Source organism: Exiguobacterium sp. s7 (genome assembly GCF_018618195.1).
GTDB classification, from domain to species: Bacteria; Bacillota; Bacilli; order Exiguobacteriales; family Exiguobacteriaceae; genus Exiguobacterium; species Exiguobacterium mexicanum_A.
In genome coordinates this window covers 461,424-481,359 of record NZ_JACSLO010000001.1, presented here as the reverse complement: position 1 = coordinate 481,359, position 19,936 = coordinate 461,424, and the positions used below count along the sequence as shown (strand labels likewise).

The following is a 19,936-nucleotide window of genomic DNA, read 5'->3' as shown; positions in this document are numbered from 1 at the left end:
AGGTGAAACAAATGTTTACGGAACGTGATGGAATCAAGCTTCGTTTGGAACAAATTGACAGATTACTCGCTGATTTGAACCGAGAAGCAAAACAATTGATGGCTCGTCTTCGCGAACTCGACGCGAGCGGTGAAAACCCGCATGAGGTCACCCTCAAGCCGGAAGATCGTGACACGCTCAAATCGTCAATCGATGAGACGCTCGAGGCGCTCCAGAGCCGCTCGAAACGCCCGATTAACCCGAACGACGAGAAGAAGAAAGAACTTGCCTCCCACAAGGCACTCATCGACGAGTTATCGGATTTACTCAGCAAGAAAAAATGAGACGCTTCTGCGTCTCATTTTTTCAGTAAGGAGATACTATGACTTATATCGTTACAACTTGTTTACGTCCGACTGAGGCAACCATCGAACGGGCCGAGGCTCATGCAGCGACGTACGGCGTCCGTTTTATCCCCCGGCGCAAACACTCGATTGAGACGTTGAAAGACCGCTCTCATGCCGGTGTGCTCGTATTTGACAAACGCCGGGTCGAATACACACCGTTCGACGGGCAGGATGCATTCTTTTTCCATCCATCGAGCTCGGTGTTCCGTGTGAAGCAGCTTGCACGTGGCGGGAACGACCCGCTCGTCGATGCCGCCGCAATCAAACCGGGTGACCGGGTCCTCGACTGTACGCTCGGGCTCGGCTCCGACAGTATCGTCCTCAGTCATGCCGTCGGTCCGACCGGTCGCGCCGTCGGGCTCGAGAGTGAATTTGTCACAGCGATGCTCGTCAAGGAAGGGCTAACCGTTTGGGAAGAAAAAGAGCCCGCCGTCAATGAGGCGATGCGTCGGCTCGAGGTCGTTTGGACGGATGCCCTCACCTATTTGAAGACATGCCCGGACGATTCATTCGATGTCGTCTACTTCGACCCAATGTTCGAAAAGACGATTTCAGAATCGGTTCACTTGAACCCATTACGATCCCTCGCCAACACGAATCCGCTGTCTCTTGAACTCATGATGGAGGCCCGTCGTGTTGCATCCAGACGAATTGTCCTAAAGGCTCACTTTGAGAGTGAGACGTTTGAAACGTTTGGTTTTAAAAGGATTGTTCGTAAAACATCCAAATTTCATTACGGCATCATCGATGTAGAGACTTGACCCCTTAGGTCTTTAGGACCATTCGGGACGAAAGTCTCTTTTTTAAGTTATTATTTTCTGAATATTGACATTAATCAGACACAAGTTTAACGTTGGATTCAAGCTCACACAATTTCCCATTATTTTCACAGGAGGTTAGTACAAATGAAAAAACGTTCCATCCGTCGTACGACGCTCGCCGTCGCATTGACATCGGTCATGAGCGTCAGTGCGATCCCGGCCGTCGGTGCCGCTCCACTCGCCGCCTCACCGTTGCCAACCCCAAGCTCGACCGCTCCATTCGATCACAACATCATCGATGAGGATCGGCTCGCCAAAGCGCTCGAGAAACGAGGCGTCATCAAAAAAGGGCTTTCGGCCACCGAGCGCCAAAAGGCCGTCGATGCCTATATCGAGAAGAAGCAAGGCAATGCGAAAGACGTCCATAAGCACGGCTTGAACGATAAAGCCGCTGAAGCGAAAGAGAAGATACATAACCAATTCGAGAAAGAATCGAAGCGTCTCCTCGACAAAGCGAAAAAAGGACAAGCGAACTATCGAAAAGGCAAGCCGAACGGCCAAGTGAAAGTCGACCCGGCCAAGCAAGCTGGCTATAACGGCGCCGTCCGTGAAGACAAAGTCCTCGTCCTTCTCGTCGAGTACAGCGACTTCAAACATAACAACGTCGTTCAAGAAGAAGGTTATCTGTATAGCGACAACTTTAGTAAAGAACACTACGAGCAATACATGTTCGGCGACGAATCGTTCGAACTGTTCAACGGTGAGAAAGTCCAAACGTTCAAGCAGTATTATGAAGAACAGTCGGGCGGCAGTTACACGGTCGACGGCACTGTCTCAGACTGGTTGACCGTCCCGGGCACAGCGAAAGATTACGGCGGTGACAATCCGGCCGGCGGGAATGACAACATCGGGCCAGGTCCGCGTCAACTCGTTAAAGACACGTTGAACGCTGCGGTCGCTTCAGGCATGGACCTCGCCGAATACGATCAGTACGATTTATATGACCTCGACGGTGACGGCGACTTCAACGAGCCGGACGGCTTGGTCGACCACTTGATGATCATCCATGCTGGTACCGGCCAAGAAGCTGGTGGCGGTGTCCTCGGTGACGATGCAGTCTGGTCACACCGTTGGGTCGTCGGCAACAGCCCTTACCGCGTAGCAGGTACGGAAGCAGCTGTCCCATACTGGGGCGGTCAAATGGCGGCATTCGATTACACAATCCAACCTGAAGACGGCGCAGTCGGCGTCTTCGCTCACGAATACGGTCACGACCTCGGTCTTCCAGATGAGTACGATACACAGTACACAGGTCAAGGCGAACCGGTCCAATCATGGTCAATCATGAGCGGCGGCAGCTGGGCTGGTAAAGTGGCGGGTACAGAACCAACGAGCTTCTCGCCACAAAACAAAGAGTACTTCCAAAAATTGATGGGCGGCAACTGGGCGAACATCACGGAAGTCGACCTTGAAGACATCACGCAACAAGGTTTCGTCTCGAAACTCGATCAATCGGTTACGAAATCAATGAACCCTGGATTGTTGAAAGTGAACCTTCCAGACAAGAAAGTAAAAGGCATCGAACCAGAATACGGCGAGTATTACTACTACTCGACAAAAGGCGATAACTTGCATACTGAACTCTCGACACCGACGGTCAAACTTGGAGCGGACGGTACACTCGCTTTCGACACACGTTTCGATATCGAGTTTGACTACGACTACTTGTACGTGAAAGCACTCAGCGGCGGCAAAGAAGTCGTCCTTGACGTCTACGGCGATGACAACACTGGAAACGGTGCGGAATCGACGAACGGCGCTTGGGTGAACAAATCGTACGACTTGTCACAGTTCGCTGGTCAAGACGTACAAATCGTCTTCGAATACGTGACGGACGGTGGTCTTGCCCTTGAAGGGTTCGCCCTCGACAACTTGTCGATCACGTCAAGCGGACAATCGCTCCTCGCTGACGATGCGGAAGGCGCAGAGAAAGTCACGCTCGACGGCTTCGTCAAGTCGGACGGCTATGACACGAAACCGCACTACTACTACCTCGAATGGCGCAACCATGAAGGCGCTGACACTGGTCTCTTGAACGGCCGTGGCGTCAAGTACAACACAGGTCTCGTTGTCTGGTATGCGGATGATTCGTTCTCAGACAACTGGGTCGGCATCCATCCGGGTGAAGGTTTCCTCGGTGTCGTCGACTCGCACCCTGAGGCACTGATCGGCAACTTGAACGGTCAAGACACAGTCGCTGGCAGCACGCGTTACCAGATCGCAGACGCGGCGTTCAGCTTAGACAAGACGCTCCCTTGGTACATCGATTCACCGAGCCGTGGCACCTATGACTACAAAGCTCAACCAGGCGTGAAACAGTTCAACGACGCCAACACGTACATCAACTCGCTCATCCCAGATGCGGGCCGTAAACTTCCACAATACGGACTCGTCGTCGACGTCGTCGGCGAAGCGAAAGACAACTCGGCTGGAGCTGTTTGGGTCCGGACGAAGTAAGCTTGATTCAACGCACCCCCGCCCTTCCCACCATGAGGAGGACGGGGGTCTTATTATTCTAAAAAAGCTTGAAATTTCATGACAGACTGTGTAACATACTAGATGTAACCGCCTCTGTAGGTTAGTGGCAGACCTCAGCAATGGTAATGCTGCAGCACGAGTTCGATTCTCGTCGGAGGCATCAAGAATACCGCTCAACCAAGTGGTTCAAAGCACTTCCTGTATCTTTCAGGAGGTGCTTTTCTATTGCCCATGCACAGTTTGTGCACAGTAGCCGTTTGTCCAATGATTTTTGGTTTGTCGAACGGTTCACGCGTCTTGAGTGGAATGTTCATCCATCATGGCACTGAATTGATCGGCAGTCTGTTTCTGCAACGTCATCGTGACGTGCATGTACATGTCCATCGTGACGCTGATATCCTTATGGCCCAACCGCTCCTGGACGACCTTCGGATGCTCCCCGAGCTCGAGCAACAGTGTCGCGCGGGTGTGACGCAAGTCGTGGATGCGGAACGACTCGGACATCCCATTGCGGCGCGGGACGCGCTTGTGCCAGTGTCGCAGGTATGAGCGGTGACGCGGTTTCCCTTCTACCGTCAAAAAAGATAAGGTCTTTGAACTGTTGCTCCAGTTCGTTGCGGAGTTGCTTCATGAGAAACATCTATTGCATTTTGTACCATTTAAGCGTCTGGATGGCGTCATTCGAGATCGTCACATGGCGGACGCGGTTTTTCTTCGTGCGGCCGATTGTAAAACGTTTTTCTTTCGAATTGTAGGACAATGAACGCCCAACGCGGATGACCCCTTGTCGAAGTCGGTGTAGACACACGAGAGCGCTAACACCTCACTGATCCACATCCCTGTGAAGGCCGCGACCTTAAGTGACATGTAGTTGTCGTAGTTGTGGTCCTCACTTGCTTCCTTCAAAATACGAGGACAATTGCAGCGCGTTGAACGTCTGAATCTCCTTCTTCTTAGCCCGCATTTGTTTGATGACGATGAGCGGGTTCTCCGTGACATACTTATTACGGATAGCGTACGAGAACAGCGACGACATGATGTGTTGACCGTCTCCGAGGTCAGCCCTTCGTCCTGTAGCCCATTCAGGAACAACCGTACGTCGCGAGTACTGACCTCTTGGACGACTTGTGACTCGAACGTCTGCAGTATGTGGTTCATACGTGATGTATAGCTGTTACGCGTTTTCACGGCGAGCTCGGTGACATGTTTAGATAACCATTCCTCAGCAACCATAGAGAACAGCAATTCTTTTTCAGTCGTAGCTGCTTCTTCGAAATTGGAGTCCTCGAAACTATTGATCCAGCGCCCTATTTCCGTATGCAGGTCCCGTTTAGTCTTCGCGGACACCTTCTTTTGGATACGTTTGCCCTGGTTGTTATACCCGAGCGTGATGCGCGTCCAATACTTTTTTCGTTTCTCATCATAATGTATGTTCATCATCATCTTCCTACTCTGCCTGCACATGAGAGTAAGCGATTCAATCCTACCTCACTCACTTCTACTCTACAATCTTACACCATTTAACAGAACGTTTGTTCCTGTTTTATGCCGAATCAAGAAAGATTTTCCTTCTACATAATGCAGGAATAAAAGTAAATGTCGGTCGTCTAGTCAACTAAATAGTAGGTACGCATGAAGATCTCGGTCACCGGTGGGACCTAAGTGGCGATTTCAGGAACGACCAAGGAAGTCGAGGAATTGCTTCGTAAATTACATGCGGTGACGGTGGAGTCGTCGGGCTCGGTCAACAAATATGTGACAAAGGATAATCAGATACGCGTGGCGAAATAGGCTCTCGACAGAGGGCTTTTTTATTATGGATTTGGAGAATACTGAAGACGAAACCAATCCGTCGAGCAACGGACAAAGAACTGGCGTGGATTCATGAACGATTGACGTGAGGGCTTGAGACGCAAGACGTCATCTTCAGCGTCGAGAAGATATTGACCAAGCGCGTGTTGCTGCACGTGAGACATGGTGAGTGGTTGTTCGTCGTCTACTTGAATTATCGGACAGGTCGATTCTCTACGCCAAAATAATTTAATCTAACTTAATATCTAATGTATGTAATTGTAGAAGCATTTATCTATAATTTCTCATTTACTAAAGTTGGAAGATAAAATTGTCTTGAAGTATACCGTATGATAAATTTAAGAAAATTGAGTAGTCTTGGGGGTAATTAAATGATTGGGTATATTGAAAGAGCATTACTTAAAAAGTACGGAGTACATGGCTTTTACATAATGAATGGAGCATTTTCAGAGGTCAGGAAAAACATGGACCCTGAAGGAGATCGATCCATTATCCCTTTGAATTTTATCGTAAAAGAAAAGGATAAAGACTTGAATATAGGTTTTTCAGTGGGCGCATCAGGGTCAATTTTACCAGACGCAGACGAAATAAGAATTATTTTTCACTTGATGGATTTAGATACCGCTGAATCTGAAGTGATTTTGGAAGCACCCGTGCCAAAGGTAGTCGTAAGTGAAACAGGCTTCAGTGCAAGTGCCAATTTGCATATTCCAGTATCAAACAATTCGCAATTGTTAATGGTTATTGAAGTGAACATTACTGAACCAGAAACTTTAGAATACGTAAACAGATTCGCTAATGATGAGGATGAAAAACTAATCGACGTATTATCGCTCTCTTTGGTCGCTGCAAGATTAAACGTCTTCATAAAGGACGAACTTGAAAATGAGTAATCCAGAAAAAATTATACCGTTCAATAAATATCAGATAAAAAAAAATAAGGAAAGTATAGTTAAAAATTCATCTGGAAGAAACCGTGATTCCCATTACTTATTAGAAAAATTAGTATATTCTAACCCAGGTGCATTTAAAGCGTCCGAAGATATTTTTCATGATATACTTAAAATAGAAAACTTAATGTTCAATAATGAATCTAATTTAAAGATGGCTAATCATACTCAACCTTTAGGTATTTTTGAAAAAAATAAAAGTGAGAGGGAGGCGCATGACATGAGCAACTTCGACGACAAGCTTCAATCTCAAAAAGATGTGTTTGAGGCAAAGATGGAGGCGCAAGAGTCTCGCATATCTTCTCAGATCACTTCTTTAGAATCAAAACTAAGTACATCCACTAATGAAATTTCTGCAAAGATCGACAATGTATTTAGAGAATTGAATACTCATACCAATGATATTCGAGTTGAATTAATTAAAGCTCAACAAGATGGGATAGACAAGTTACGTGCTGAAAGAAAAGAAGATCATAAGTATATTTTGGGTACTGCAATCGGAATCGCTGGGGTGGTAATTGCGGCATTGTCGATAATCATTCCGATTGTATTAAATTGAACTTCCGTATTTCACGTTTAATTTTAATTCTGTGGCTAGCACTAAACAAGACCCTACTCGATTGTGAACTGCTCCCCGTCAAGTAGACAGGGCAAATAATGAAAACCAGCCTAGGCGGCTTGAGCCCTGTATTCGACAGGGCTCAAGCCGTTTAGTCGTTTCTGGAAACGCTCGTGGTTTTAGAACGATATATAGGTCTCGATGGCCGATGTGAGTTCGCTATAGGCCTGGAACTCACGCAAGTAGTACATCTCGACTTTCAAGGTGCCCCAAAAACTCTCGATCGGGGCGTTGTCGAGACAACGTCCGACCCGGGACATGCTGCGGGTCAGTCCCGCGTCTTCCACCATGCGTTTGAACCCTCTCGATGTATATTGGAACCCCCGGTCGCTATGGACCATCGGACTCGCTCCGGAACGGAGCCCCGCGATGGCTGGTATCATCGTCTGGAAGACGGGCCCGTTGTTGTTGGATTTCCCGATGCGATAGGCGACTATTGAGCCGTCATACAGGTCGATGATTGCGCTCAGATACGCCTTCCTTCCGGCACCGTATTTGAACTCGGTGACGTCGGTGCACCATTTCTCGTCCGGCCGGGACGCACTGAATTCTCGGTTCATCAGATTCTCGGCCACATGTTGCGGTGACGACTTCTTGTGCCGCTTTCGTTTCTGGCGGATGACCGAACGGATCTCGTGGATGCGCATGAGGCGATAGATCCGCTTCTCATTGTATGCCGGCAGGCCATGATGGCGTCGTCTGCGGTTGACCGTCATGGTGATCCGTCGATAACCGTAGGTCACGTTCACCTGGTCATAGAGGAGACGGATGTCCTCTAGTAGGCTCAAGTTCTCCTCTTCACGTACCGAGACGGTACGCTTCAACCATTTATAATAGGCGGCCCGTGAGACCTGCGCGACCTCACAGAGGAGCACGACCGAGAACGTGTCGGTTGTCGACAGTTCCTCGATGGTCGTGTACCGCAACTGTAGCCGGATCTGGCTGATCAACCTCTCCTCTCGATCTCCTCTAATTTTTTTAGGAACAGGTTCTCGGCTCGCAGGCGCTCGTTCTCACGCTCGATCTGTTGGATGCGACGTTCGAGCTTCTCCTCGTTGGCCAGTTCCTGTTCTTGCTTCATCCGTCCACGCCGGTCCTCGAGCCCATGGACGCCGTCGGCATCATATTTTTTCGTCCAGCCATAGACCTGCTGGTAAGACACAGCGAATAGCTCTGCTGTCCGTTGATAGTTCCGTTCGTTCTCCAGGCAATATCTGACGATCTCGATCCGTTCCTCGAATGTGGTTGTTCTTCCTTTGGCCATAGCTCGATCCATCCCTTTTCTTGAATCTGTTAACTCGCTATGACCAGTATACTTCTTAATCCATCTGTAAAGAACAGACCAACTACTGATGTGATGCTTGGAGAGGGTTTCCATTTTAGTGAGACCGTCGAGATAGTCACGCACGGCTGCGATTTTCTGTTCCCTCGTGTAAAGTCTTTGTGTCCTCGATTCATTCAACGCGTCAATTCCCCCGGTATCGAATTTGGCTTTCCATACCCGGAGGGTATCCCAAGAGACGTCATGTGCCTCCATGATTTCCTTCCAACTATATATTCCTTCTTCCATCATGCGCACCGCACCCATTTTTTGTTCGATAGAATGCCGACTTCTCGCCATAAAAAAACACTCCCCAATCAGATAAACAGATTTGTTATTTCATCTGTCTACCTATTGGGGAGCAGTTCATTGAGTAGGGTCTTGTTGTGTTTAGACGCCTTTCGACTTGATGATCTTGCCATCGAGTCCGAACGTTGTCTTATCGTCCGGCTGCACCCAAGCGCCTGAGGCGTTGGCATGGCTGAACGTCTGTTTATATCCGCGTTGACCCGAAGCGTCAATCTTGAAGACTTCCATCGGGTTCACGGTGGAATCCGTGCCGGCCTTCCAGATGTTCGACGAGCGGGCCAGTGTCGGTGAATACACGGCGTAGTTGATGTCCGAGTCGAGCTCGATATGCAAGTGAGGAGAACCGCCATACTTACCAGTGGCTCCGTAGTCGGCTACCTTCGCATCTTCCGCCGCAATGACGTCACCCACCTTCACATACATTTTAGCCAAGTGCGCCGAACCACAAGACGACGTGCGCCCTTCTTCGGTCCGTAATGGACGTCAATCGGGTTCTCACTGATGACGATAATCGAGCCGCCCATATGCGTATCGTTTCCGAGGGCGATAATCTTTATTTTAAACGGTGCATACACGGCGAAGTCTTTGCGGTTCAAGTCGGCCATATCGGTCCCAAAGTGGCGGAAGCCCATAGCTCGGTGATAGCTTTCGTTCTTGTAACCAGAGGTGATGCGGGCGTTGTTGAGCGGCAAGATGGCTTTCTCAGTCATTTGTCTTTCTCCTTTGTGGCGATGACTTCGGCGCGGACCCGTTTCACTTGGTCTTGAAGCAATTGAGCTTCTTGTGCCGCTTGGGTGACGTTGTTGTTCTTCCACCAGACTTATAACGTCCCGGTGGCACCGATGACCGTATTTAATGCAGCCGTGACATCCTCGTCACTAAACGGGCATTGGATTGTAACCCATCGATAAGAGAAAGGCATTCACTAGCGCGTAGAACGGTATAATAAGTCTTGCAAAAGTGGCGATGGGTTGGTTATCCATAGTGACCTCCTATTGTCCAAGTATCTGCAACAAAAACGCGATGAGCGCAGCGATGATGCTCCTGGCCCCGTCTGCCTTGCCGAACCATTCCCAGAAACGCTGCGACTTCTTGTTCTTGACCTCGAGTGTGGTCTTTTTGAAATCGTACTCAAGCGCGGTGGAGCCTGCTTGTTCCCCGTCATTTGTTCAATGAGGTGGAAGAGACGCTCAGTCGTGCCGCGCATCGTCTCCCTCGTTTATCGGTTCTCCGAGTAGATGACGTTTTTCAACTCGAGTTAGTTCTTCTCCATGAGGTCGATTTTCCGGTTCACATCTTCCTGATCGTTCCTCATCTTTTGGTGCCCTTTTACCAGTTCCTTAATCAGACCGTCGTGCTGCTCGAGCACTCGTTGATGCTCCCTGACCTGCTCTCTGAGTAGTTCCAAATCGTCCACCTACCTTTCGTTCAAACGATGACCCCCTATGCTTCGATGTATGCTGTGATTAGAGTCCAAACAAAAAGACGGGTCGCCCCGTCCTATTCCATATATAAGAGATAGATGTCCAACATGGCGGTTCCGTCACTCGGGTTCGGGAATGCCGATACCAATTCGTTCACTCATAACCGGACACGGATTTTGTGTTCACTGCTCAATCCACTAACATCAATGGATTGCGTTCGACGAGAGAACCTTGTAGATGTGTTAATCGATGTGACCACAGTTGTCCCGAACGATAAACGCGTTACCAGATGAATATTCGTCGAACACGACGCTATGGGCGTCACCGCTGACAAGCGTGAGGATATATTGCTTGAAGGTGCGCCAATCATCAGCCACGACACCTTGCGGCACGACGCGCTGACCCCATACGCCAGCAATTTTCACCCACACGTTATGGCACGGCTTTCACACGACCCCGACCTTCACGTAAGTCTGCTTCATTTCTTCACCTCAGTCATATTGTAGGTAGATATCACCATCCACCCCGCCCGATGGTGCGACGTTGCCGAATGTGATTTTTCGCCGGTTTTAGACAGGGAGCGCGTCCTGCTTGTTCGTCCAGGTCGTCTTGTTTGTTGGCGTGACATGGATCGTCGTGTCGTCAACGTGATCCTTGACACCCTCGAGTCCTTCAACCATGTGCTGAGCTACTTTCGTTCTCATGATTCGACCTCCTTTGGAATAAAAAAGACGCCCTTCAAGGAGCGTCTTACCATCTATATCACTGGTCACTGTACCAGGAACTTCTTGTGCTGCTCCCGCTTTTTCTCTTGAGTGAGTTGAGCATGTAGATAAAACAAAAGCGCCCCAGTGGAGGAGCGCTTGAAACCGTTTGTTACGATTTGCTTTGAAGGAACTCTTGGTACTGCTCACTCATCCGTAGCAGTTTCACATTGTCTAAATGTGTTTGCGGCCTAAAAAGCACGTTATTTTGTGCGAAGTAAATCTCCATTTCCTCTTCTACACTAGTGTAAAACACCCACTCATCTTCCGTCTTCTCGTCCAAGATCCAGAAGTACAACCTACCTTCACTTTCCTTCACCTGTCGACACCAAATCATTGAATCTCTACCTGTGTTTTGTCGCATGAAATATACCTCCATCTAATGAGATCGTCGCTCTTTCGAGGACACTTATATCTCAAGCGATAGATTCACTCACGTCAATAGTTTTTGATTTTAATTTTTGTTTCGGTCGATTAAAAATGAAACACGTAATCTACATGTTCGTCCGTGTGAACTAATTGACTCCATCTGACAATCGCACTTCAGCACGACGGATTTTAGTCGACCGATTACAAAGATACGAACTGTCATGAACCTTGACGACATCAAGGATAGTCGAATTCGAGCCTGATACGTTAATACGATTTTCATCCATAAACAAATGGAACGTGTTGATATGCAGCCTTCCCTTGAGACCGACGATTTGAAAGGCGGCGTCAGTATCCACGATTCGCATGGAGACTTCCGTGCCGACATTGATGAGATTCTCCCGGCGCTCGATCACCTTGTCGCATCTGACGCGTCAGGCATCGACCGTGAAGGGCTGACAAGCGTATTAAACGAACTCACAATCGTCAGCGAGGGGTCACGCAGTTTATAGAGGCTGACGATTGGGCATATTGGGAAGATGCCCGTAGCCGATTGAATTACCTGTCATCGCTTATGAAAGGTATCGACATTAACCTAAGTGGTGTATGACAGCATATCAACTAGATATATCGCTCTCATCCAACCCCGGATGAGAGCTTTTTCCGTCTAGTCATGGAAACTGTCTTGACACGGTTTCCGTTCCTCTATAAACTTGTAAAGTTGACAGAATGAATGATTTGGAAGGAGTACGATCCCCATGCTCAATGAATGGTTATGGATTCCTTCTGCCTTGCTCACGCTCGGTCTGCTCGTCCTCAGTTATAAGCTGTTCGGACGTGTCGGACTGTTCGCCTGGATCGCGATGGCCTCGGTCGTCGCCAACATCCAAGTGACGCAGCAGATTGTAATCGGTGGTTTCATCTTTACTCTCGGGAATATCGTCTACGGTTCCCTTTATTTAGCGACAGACATCTTGAATGAAAAATATGGTCGTCACACCGCCCGTAAAGGCGTCTGGCTCGGCTTCTTCATCTTGATCGTCTCGACGGTGCTCATGCAATTCGCACTGCTTTATGAGCCGTTCGAAGAGGCGCTGTTCATGCATGAGAGTTTCGAGGCGCTGTTCTCGATGCTTCCGCTCATCACGCTCGGTAGTCTCGCGGCGTACCTCGTCTCACAGCTGTTCGACGTCTTCATCTATTCGAAGATTCGTGCCAAGACCGGTGAGAAGAAACTGTGGCTCCGGACGACCGGTTCGACCGTCGTCTCACAGTTCATCGACACGCTCACGTTCTGTACGATTGCCTTCTGGGGCATGGAATGGGACATCTGGTGGAATATCTTCATCACGACATACGTCGCCAAGTTCATCATCGCTTGGATGGCGACGCCGTTCATGTATTACGCAAAACGGACCGTCCCACAGGAAGACGAGACAGAAAAAGCAGCCTAAACAAAACCGCGAGCCCATCGGCTCGCGGTTTTTACTTACCTTTGATATGAAGCCGCACCGCATAAGGGCGTGCATCTTCAAGCGACGATTTCTCCCGACAAACGGTGAGCGCCACGTACGCGTCGATGGCGAGCGCCTCGATGGCCTCGTCCGTCGCCTCGACCTCTAGTATGGTGTAGGGCGGCAGTTGCTCCAACTTGACCCACTGCCCGTGTAGATTTTTCGCGTAGATGATTGGTTCGTCGATCGAATAGCGTCGGAGTAAGTCCTTGACGTTCATACGATCCCTCCTCTATCCACTCTGTCTTCTCATTATAGAAAGCGATTGCATTTCTGTAAACCGTGCTTCCTAAATTTTGGTGCATTCAACGCTTCACGATTCGCCAAAAATAGCCGATAATCAAGGTAGAGAAATGAGGTGAACCGATGCGCTATCGACGACAAGAAACGTTTCGTTATATTTTACCGAACCCCCGCTTCATCCCATATCGCCTCATCTGGGAAGACAAAGAACTTCATGACGGGGAAGCACAACTGCTCAATATCAGCGCCCACGGTCTGAAGATGCGGTGCGACTACTTATTTCCACTTTCTGAAGGATTGAAAGTCCAAGTCAAACTCGACCTCGTCCCGTTGATTCAACCGCTCGACCTGACGGGCCACGTACGGCACCGTGGACAAATGGGGAGCCTGTATGATTACGGGATTCGACTCGATTCGAACTCTGACGAGACCCAGCAACTCGTGACGATGATTAAAGCGTATGCGCGCGAAAACCAATGAGAACGTGTCGATTGACACTTCTCATTTTTTGTTCGCTTGATTCCGGGGTATACTAAAAGAAACAGAGACAGACTCGAGGTGTAGGGCATGACTAGAAAGTTTTTACTCATTCCGTGGGCCGCTGCGATCGCCATCGCGCTCCTCGGCCCGAACGAACCGTTCTCGAGCCGGTTTTTGCTCGATTTCATCACGTATAATACGGACGCCTATGAAGGGTATTCGCTTTCCCTTTTCAGCATCCTAGGCGTTTATCCTCTCGCCTTGTTCCCGCTTCTTTGGTCCGAGGTGAACCAGTTGCGCCCAAACCCGCTCTTACCGGCAGCGACCGGTTTCGTCGTCGGCGGCTTCATCATCGCCCCGTATTTGGCGTTCGCGCGGCAGTCGCCTTATCCGACACCGATCAAACCGCTCCCGACACGATTGCTCGGGGTGTTGCTCTTGCTCGTCACGATCGGCTTGTTCATCGCCGCGTCGACGACCGGGAACGTGGCCGAGTATTGGTCATACGTCGAACAGAACCAGTTCGTCCGGACGATGACGGTCGATTTCTTCTTGCTCGCCTTCATCCAAATCACGTTGATGAACCGGGATGCCAAACGTTATAAGATGAGCTTGTGGCCGCTGCCTTACATTCCCTTGTTCGGTTTGTTGTTCTGGCTGATCATTCGCCATAAACAACCGTTCAACGTGGCACCGCCAAGCCGACAAAAAATGAAATGAACCGAGCCCCTTTCGCATTCGCGTTAGGGGCATTTTATCGAAAATGGGATGACGGTTCCCAAATCGGGCCAGCTCCTATATACTGAGAATTCAGCTTACAGACGAAAGAAGGTACACATATGAGATTTTTTAAAGTGATGACGCATACGAACGATAAAGCCGAAGAGATCATCTTGAGCGAATATTTCAAGATCAATGACAAACAGGCCGATCAATTTTTGAAAGACACGCTCGAGCTCGACATGTATGACCAGAAAGTGACACTCAAAGAATGTCAGGTCGCGAAAGACCGTTGGGAGTGCCCAGTCGGAGATTTCGTCGTCGTCGAATACTTCAATGAAAAAGAGTTCGACAAAATGAATGAGTTTCGGACCCCGGCACCGAAAAAATAACGCCATAAAAAGGCTTTCCGATTTTTGTCGGAAAGCCTTTTTTGTGGATACTCCCTAATTGAAGTCTCCTTATTTTGATTCTTTGTCGTCTTCTTCAGGTGCCGGGTCCGGATGTTGCGTCGGAGCCGGTTTTGTAGCCGGGTTTGATTCCTCATCCGGTACCGGGTCCGGGTGAACCCCTGGTTGTGATTCATCACGTTTCATTGAGCATCCCTCCTCTGCATAATGGACTAATTCCACATTAGGCAGTGGGCAAAACATCAGTGTATGTCTTTGTTGCCGATCACACGACGCGAGATGGCTTTCTCGATTTCAACGATGACAAAGACGATGAGACCGAACGCGACCGGATAAATCCAGTCTTGCAGTTCAAGTGGTGCCGTACCGAACAGCGTGTGCATGAACGGGACGTACGTAATGAACAGCTGGAGCCCGATCAAGAGTGCCGACACGAGGAAGGCGATCTTGTTGTCAAAGAAGTGACGGTTGAACGCCGGGGCGAGCTCGGTCCGACAGTTGAACAAATGGAACAGTTGCGCCATGACAATCGTATTGAGCGTGATCGTCTGCAACTTGTCGGTCGAGTAATCGAAATCGCCGAGCATATAGTTGATGACTAGACTACCGCCCCCGATTAAAATCGAGACGAACGTGATGCGGAAGACGTAGTAGCGACTCAGCAACGGCACGTTCGCGGGACGCGGCGGCCGTTTCATCGTGCTCTCTTCGAGCGGCTCGAAGGCGATGGCGAGCGAGAGCGTGATGGCGACGACCATGTTGACCCAAAGGATTTGGACCGGACTGAGTGGTGCCGCGGCGCCCAATAAGATACTCATTGCGACGAGGAGTGCTTGTCCCCCGTTTGTCGGGAGCAAGAACAAAATCGTCTTCTTCAAGTTGTCATAGACGCGACGACCTTCACGGACGGCGTTGTAAATCGTCTTGAAGTTGTCATCGACGAGGACCATCTGCGAGGCCTCTTTCGCGACTTCCGTTCCTTTGATCCCCATCGCGACCCCGATGTCGGCCCGTTTCAAGGCCGGGGCGTCATTGACACCATCTCCGGTCATCGACGTGATTAAGCCGTTCTGTTGCAATCCTTTGACGAGACGAAGTTTATCGTTCGGGCTCGTCCGGGCGAAGACGTCATTATGAACCGACGCCTCTTTGATTTCTTCGTCGGACATGTTCGTCAATTCTTTCCCTTCGAGGGCGCCCTCGACTTCCATACCGAGTTCTCGGGCGATGGCGACGGCCGTGTCTTTATGGTCGCCGGTGATCATCTTGATACGGATCCCCGCGTCACGGCAAGCCGCGACCGCTTCGATCGCTTCTTGACGTGGCGGATCGACGATGCCGTAGAGGCCGAGGAATGTGATGCCGTTCTCGACGTCTTCATGGTCGACCGTCTCTTTCGAGGCGTCGACGCGTTTGAAACCGCCCCCGAGCACGCGTTGTCCGCGGTCGGCAATTTCTTTTCGTTTTTCATCCCAATAGGCACGGTCGAACTCCGTGTCTTCCGCCATATCGAACAGGCGGTCCGGTGCCCCTTTGATGAAGATCATCCGCTCTCCTTTATAGTCGACGAGCGTCGCCATATATTTGTACTCCGAATCGAATGGAATCTTCGAGATGACGTCCAAACGTTCGATCGGCCGCTCCGCTTTTTCAGCGAGCGTGAGCAAACATGCTTCCGTCGGGTCACCATTGACGACCCATTCGCCGCCCTCTTCATACAGCTGGGCGTCGTTACATGTTTTCCCGACCGTGAGAAGGTCGATCATCGACTCATCATCATCTAAATCGAACGGTTGACCGTTCAGTTCTAAATCACCGTCCGGGGCGTATCCACTCCCTGACACTTCGATGTCGTGTTTGGCCGTGACGACTTGTTTGACGGTCATCTCGTTTTTCGTCAACGTCCCGGTCTTATCGGTACAGATGACCGATACGGCGCCGAGCGTCTCGACCGACGGCAAGCTGCGGACGATGGCTTTCTTCTCGGCCATGTTCCGGACACCGAGCGCGAGGATGATCGAGATGACGGCCGGTAATCCTTCTGGAATCGCGGCGACGGCAAGACCAATCGTCGTCAGCATCAACTCGATTGGGTCGAAATCGCGGACGAAGTAACCGAACGCGTAAATGACGACCGAGATGACGAGGATGGCGATGGATACCGTCTGACCAAACTTCGTCGTCTGGCGGATGAGCGGCGTCTTCACCGTCTCGACTTCAGCAATCGAGGCGTTGATTTGGCCGAGCTCCGTGCCTTCTCCGATGGACGTGACGATTGCTTTCGCACTTCCCGTCGCCACGCTCGTACCCGAATAAATCATGTTCTTGCGATCACCGAGGACGGCGTCTTCCGGTACGACTTGAATTTTCTTCTCGACCGTCGTCGCTTCACCTGTCAACGCCGATTCCTCGACTTTGAATTTCTCGGCTTGAATGACACGGGCATCAGCCGGCACTTTATCACCGGCGGCAAGGACCAAGATGTCCCCGACGACGAGGTCGCTCGAGTCGACTTGGATTTGCTTGCCGTCACGGATGACGCTCGCCTTCGTCTCGAGTAATTTTTTGATTCCTTCTAACGCCTGCTCGGCCTTGTTCTCTTGGAGATATCCGACGACGGCGATAACCGTCACAACGAGCACGATGACGATCGTATCGATGTACTCCCCTAAAAAGCCGGTGACGACAGCGGCACCGAGCAAGACGAAGACGAGAATATCATTGAATTGACGCAAAAATTTTATGATTTCAGGTGTCTTTTCTTTCTCGGGCAGCACGTTTTTCCCGTATTGTTCCTGCCGACTTGACACTTCCCCTTTCGACAGACCACTAGATGTGTCCGTCTCGAGCGAACTCTTTACCGCATCCGGTTCGAGTGCGTGCCAGTTTTTTGTCTCCATCTGCATCTCTACTCCTCCTTGGTCATTCCTATATGGAAAGTCTTTCCCCTTTCTCTTCCCACTCCGGGCCGGACTGACACATATGAGCTTGTTTTTTCGCTAATTTTACAGCTGAATTCGTTCACAATTTTCCAATTCGTCAGTTGGAAACGCTACCATCAAAAAAAGTCGTGTCAGATGGATGAAATGGCTTTACAGAACCGTTCGGATGGTTAACTATAGAGGAAATATAGAACAGAGAGAAAGAGGTACACCGTATGATCATTATTCAAGGTATCGCACTTTTACTGTTGATTCTTGCCTTATTCACGTTATTCAGTTACAAAGCCCCGTTTGGAATGAAAGCGATGGGCGCCTTGGCCGGCGCCGCCATCGCCAGTTTCTTGGTCGAGGCGTTCAACGCTTACGCCATCGGCGGTTTGCTCCCGCTCCCTTTATATGAGGAAGTCGGACAGGCGGCTGGTTCGTTGTCCGGCCCTGCCGCAGCCGCGCTCGTTTCGATCGCACTCGGGATCAATCCGGTCTACGCGCTCATGCTCGGTCTATCGGTCGCCGGCTTCGGCATTCTTCCTGGCTTTTTCGCCGGATACATTCTTGCCCTTGTCGGTCGTAAACTAGACCGTCATTTACCGGCCGGTGTCGACATGATTTTCTACGTGATCGTCATGGCTCCGCTCGCTCGCCTTGTGGCGACAGGAGTCGATCCGCTCGTCTCGAACACATTGTCGCAAATCGGTGCGGTCATCGAACTTGCCGCGACGCAAAACCCCGTCGTGATGGGACTTGTCCTTGGTGGGATTGTCACAGTCGTCTCGACGTCGCCACTCAGCTCGATGGCACTCACCGCCATGCTCGGTTTGACGGGTGTGCCGATGGCCATCGCCGCCCTCGCGTTGACAGCGTCGATCTCGATGAACTTCTTGCTGTTCAAGCGTTTGAACATCGGGACGAAGAAAGATCAACTATCGGTCGCGATTGAACCGCTCACGCAAGCCGATCTCATCTCGGCGAACCCGATCCCGATCTACAGCGTCAACTTCGTCGGTGGCGCCATCGCCGGACTCATCGTCGCGATGACCGGCATGGTGAACGACGCGCCAGGTTCTGCTGCCGGGATTCCGGGATTGCTCGTCATGTACGGCTTTAATGATTGGCAGACCGTGACCGTGACGGCGCTCATCTTGTTCGGCGTCGGAATCGTGGCCGGACTCGTCGGCAGTAAACTGTTCAATAATTTCCCCATCACTCGCCAAACCGAAAAAATGGCTGCTTCCGACGAAGAGGCTGCTTAATACAAAAAGGTTCTCACTCCATCTCGAGTGAGAACCTTTTGTTATCGTTCTGCTTGCACCTCGGCGACCGTCTCTGCGACCGGTGTCCGATAGAGTGGAAAGAAATCAGATGGTCCGTAGCGGAGCAAATGGTCTTGATTCAACCGATGGTAAACCGCCTCATCGAGCACGGACTGTCCGATATAGTATGTGAGCGGCTCATCCCCTGAGAAACTCTGCTTGAAGTCATAGAGCGCATCTTCCCCGGTCGCTCCGCCACCGAGATGTACGTATGCTTTCTCTTTCTCGGCCGCGCGGCGGATCATCTCGCGGAACAAGAAATGGTTCGGTCGCAGCGCCAAGTAGTTCGCATCCGAACCTCCGAGATGATAATGCGCCCCATCGTCCCCGAACAACATGAACACGCCTGCCACGATGACGCCCTCATGGACAGCGAATAACAGCTCCGTTTCGCATGTATCGCTGTTCCACAGGTCCTCGAAGTATCGGTCCGAGAAATAGTACGCCTCGTTCGCTGCTCGACGGTCCATCGTCGCCCGATAAAGGCGGATGAATTCATATAGTTCATGGGCCTGCCCTTGTACCGCCGTCACTTGTTCACGGATAGCCCGCTTCACGTTTCGTTTCGTCATTTTACTGAAGCGTTGCTCGAGTTGGTCGAACGGGTCATCGAGCCGGACGTGCACCGTTTGACGAATCGGGACGGCTTGGCCGAAGGCACGCATCAAATCATGGTCGAAGCGGCAAGGATGATATCGAATCGTCTCAGTAACCGTGGCTTGATTCTCAGGACGTTTTAAAAAGAGACGTCTAGCCTCTGCGACGTCCTCGTTCGAAAAGTTGCCTTCACGGAACGGGCCGCCATAACCATACGCCGTCACGAGGTCATCATGACGATGTGCAATTGGACGACGGATGTATGGATACAACAAGATGCCGTCCTCTTTGGCCGCAATATACAACTCAGGCTGCTCGCCCGGTTCACAATTGGCCAATACATAATCGTAATGATCGTACGAATCACAACTGACCTCCCGTAACCAGTTCTCCCACTCCCATCGATTTTTCACAATCTGATTGAACATCATCCGTTCCCCTCTTCCTTTAAGTCGTCATTGTTTGAA

General features: G+C 50.3%; 22 protein-coding genes, 1 tRNA gene and 2 pseudogenes. 12 read left to right on the top strand and 13 right to left on the bottom strand.

The window, feature by feature from the left end:
- Positions 1-11 precede the first annotated feature (11 nt).
- From KNP79_RS02470 to KNP79_RS02455, 4 genes are all read left to right on the top strand, one after another.
- Positions 12-323, top strand: a complete 312-nt coding sequence (locus KNP79_RS02470; protein ID WP_021067357.1) for a hypothetical protein — start codon at positions 12-14, stop codon at positions 321-323.
- Positions 324-361: 38 nt separating this feature from the next.
- Positions 362-1,147, top strand: a complete 786-nt coding sequence (locus tag KNP79_RS02465; RefSeq protein WP_215191157.1) for a class I SAM-dependent methyltransferase — start codon at positions 362-364, stop codon at positions 1,145-1,147.
- Between the two features lie 144 nt (positions 1,148-1,291).
- Complete coding sequence (locus KNP79_RS02460; protein WP_215191156.1) at positions 1,292-3,664, top strand: immune inhibitor A domain-containing protein; 2,373 nt, start codon at positions 1,292-1,294, stop codon at positions 3,662-3,664.
- A gap of 110 nt (positions 3,665-3,774) precedes the next feature.
- Positions 3,775-3,845 (top strand) — tRNA-Thr (locus KNP79_RS02455).
- A gap of 128 nt (positions 3,846-3,973) precedes the next feature.
- Here the strand turns inward: KNP79_RS02455 and KNP79_RS02450 are convergent.
- Positions 3,974-4,273: pseudogene (locus tag KNP79_RS02450) on the bottom strand (tyrosine-type recombinase/integrase); the annotation flags it as partial.
- A 301-nt stretch (positions 4,274-4,574) separates the two neighbouring features.
- The gene (locus KNP79_RS15710; protein ID WP_251132843.1) at positions 4,575-4,721 is read right to left on the bottom strand and encodes a hypothetical protein; all 147 of its coding nucleotides are present in this window, start codon (positions 4,719-4,721) and stop codon (positions 4,575-4,577) included.
- 1,147 nt (positions 4,722-5,868) lie between these two features.
- On the opposite strand from KNP79_RS15710, the gene KNP79_RS02440 reads away from it, so the two are divergent.
- Positions 5,869-6,390, top strand: coding sequence for a hypothetical protein (locus KNP79_RS02440; protein WP_215191150.1), 522 nt, complete (start codon positions 5,869-5,871; stop codon positions 6,388-6,390).
- Positions 6,383-7,006 (top strand): hypothetical protein, encoded by a 624-nt coding sequence (locus KNP79_RS02435; protein WP_215191148.1) that lies wholly within the window; start codon positions 6,383-6,385, stop codon positions 7,004-7,006. Before KNP79_RS02440 ends, KNP79_RS02435 begins: the two co-directional genes overlap by 8 nt.
- Before the next feature lie 110 nt (positions 7,007-7,116).
- On the opposite strand, the pseudogene KNP79_RS02430 reads toward KNP79_RS02435, so the two are convergent.
- The 7 genes and pseudogenes from KNP79_RS02430 to KNP79_RS02405 all read right to left on the bottom strand — a co-directional run bounded on the left by KNP79_RS02430 (position 7,117) and on the right by KNP79_RS02405 (position 11,248).
- Positions 7,117-8,687 (bottom strand): annotated as a pseudogene (locus KNP79_RS02430) (IS3 family transposase).
- A gap of 90 nt (positions 8,688-8,777) precedes the next feature.
- Entirely contained in the window at positions 8,778-9,128 is a 351-nt protein-coding gene (locus tag KNP79_RS02425) for a hypothetical protein (protein WP_215191146.1), read from the bottom strand.
- The gene (locus KNP79_RS02420) at positions 9,110-9,406 is read right to left on the bottom strand and encodes a hypothetical protein (RefSeq protein ID WP_215191144.1); all 297 of its coding nucleotides are present in this window, start codon (positions 9,404-9,406) and stop codon (positions 9,110-9,112) included. The genes KNP79_RS02425 and KNP79_RS02420 overlap by 19 nt, the downstream gene beginning before the upstream one ends.
- Before the next feature lie 548 nt (positions 9,407-9,954).
- Positions 9,955-10,104 carry a hypothetical protein gene (locus tag KNP79_RS02415; RefSeq protein ID WP_215191136.1) on the bottom strand — a complete coding sequence of 50 codons (150 nt, stop codon included), beginning with the start codon at positions 10,102-10,104 and terminating at the stop codon, positions 9,955-9,957.
- Between the two features lie 258 nt (positions 10,105-10,362).
- Positions 10,363-10,545 (bottom strand): hypothetical protein, encoded by a 183-nt coding sequence (locus tag KNP79_RS02410; protein ID WP_215191124.1) that lies wholly within the window; start codon positions 10,543-10,545, stop codon positions 10,363-10,365.
- A 144-nt stretch (positions 10,546-10,689) separates the two neighbouring features.
- A complete protein-coding gene (locus KNP79_RS15800; protein WP_256443855.1) occupies positions 10,690-10,824 on the bottom strand; it encodes a hypothetical protein in 135 nt (44 codons plus the stop codon).
- 172 nt (positions 10,825-10,996) lie between these two features.
- A complete protein-coding gene (locus tag KNP79_RS02405) occupies positions 10,997-11,248 on the bottom strand; it encodes a hypothetical protein (RefSeq protein ID WP_215191122.1) in 252 nt (83 codons plus the stop codon).
- 298 nt (positions 11,249-11,546) lie between these two features.
- On the opposite strand from KNP79_RS02405, the gene KNP79_RS02400 reads away from it, so the two are divergent.
- Positions 11,547-11,765 (top strand): hypothetical protein, encoded by a 219-nt coding sequence (locus KNP79_RS02400; RefSeq protein ID WP_215191120.1) that lies wholly within the window; start codon positions 11,547-11,549, stop codon positions 11,763-11,765.
- Positions 11,766-12,011: 246 nt separating this feature from the next.
- On the top strand, positions 12,012-12,707 hold the full coding sequence (locus tag KNP79_RS02395; protein ID WP_034777482.1) for a queuosine precursor transporter: 696 nt from the start codon (positions 12,012-12,014) through the stop codon (positions 12,705-12,707).
- A gap of 31 nt (positions 12,708-12,738) precedes the next feature.
- Here the strand turns inward: KNP79_RS02395 and KNP79_RS02390 are convergent, their stop codons facing one another.
- Positions 12,739-12,987, bottom strand: coding sequence for a hypothetical protein (locus KNP79_RS02390; RefSeq protein ID WP_034777481.1), 249 nt, complete (start codon positions 12,985-12,987; stop codon positions 12,739-12,741).
- 146 nt (positions 12,988-13,133) lie between these two features.
- On the opposite strand from KNP79_RS02390, the gene KNP79_RS02385 reads away from it, so the two are divergent.
- From KNP79_RS02385 to KNP79_RS02375, 3 genes are all read left to right on the top strand, one after another.
- On the top strand, positions 13,134-13,490 hold the full coding sequence (locus KNP79_RS02385; RefSeq protein WP_034777480.1) for a PilZ domain-containing protein: 357 nt from the start codon (positions 13,134-13,136) through the stop codon (positions 13,488-13,490).
- A gap of 87 nt (positions 13,491-13,577) precedes the next feature.
- The gene (locus KNP79_RS02380; RefSeq protein WP_215191118.1) at positions 13,578-14,210 is read left to right on the top strand and encodes a hypothetical protein; all 633 of its coding nucleotides are present in this window, start codon (positions 13,578-13,580) and stop codon (positions 14,208-14,210) included.
- Between the two features lie 119 nt (positions 14,211-14,329).
- Positions 14,330-14,602: a hypothetical protein gene (locus KNP79_RS02375; protein WP_235420191.1), complete on the top strand. Its 273-nt coding sequence runs from the start codon at positions 14,330-14,332 to the stop codon at positions 14,600-14,602.
- Between the two features lie 69 nt (positions 14,603-14,671).
- On the opposite strand, the gene KNP79_RS15795 is transcribed toward KNP79_RS02375, so the two are convergent.
- Positions 14,672-14,806 (bottom strand): hypothetical protein, encoded by a 135-nt coding sequence (locus KNP79_RS15795; protein WP_034777478.1) that lies wholly within the window; start codon positions 14,804-14,806, stop codon positions 14,672-14,674.
- Positions 14,807-14,862: 56 nt separating this feature from the next.
- Positions 14,863-17,526, bottom strand: a complete 2,664-nt coding sequence (locus tag KNP79_RS02370) for a cation-transporting P-type ATPase (protein WP_034777477.1) — start codon at positions 17,524-17,526, stop codon at positions 14,863-14,865.
- Between the two features lie 251 nt (positions 17,527-17,777).
- Between KNP79_RS02370 and KNP79_RS02365 the strand changes: the two genes are divergently transcribed.
- Positions 17,778-18,812, top strand: a complete 1,035-nt coding sequence (locus KNP79_RS02365; protein ID WP_215191116.1) for a PTS sugar transporter subunit IIC — start codon at positions 17,778-17,780, stop codon at positions 18,810-18,812.
- 41 nt (positions 18,813-18,853) lie between these two features.
- Here KNP79_RS02365 and KNP79_RS02360 read toward each other — a convergent pair whose 3' ends face one another.
- Positions 18,854-19,897, bottom strand: a complete 1,044-nt coding sequence (locus KNP79_RS02360) for a lipid II:glycine glycyltransferase FemX (protein ID WP_215191114.1) — start codon at positions 19,895-19,897, stop codon at positions 18,854-18,856.
- Between the last annotated feature and the right edge of the window lie 39 nt (positions 19,898-19,936).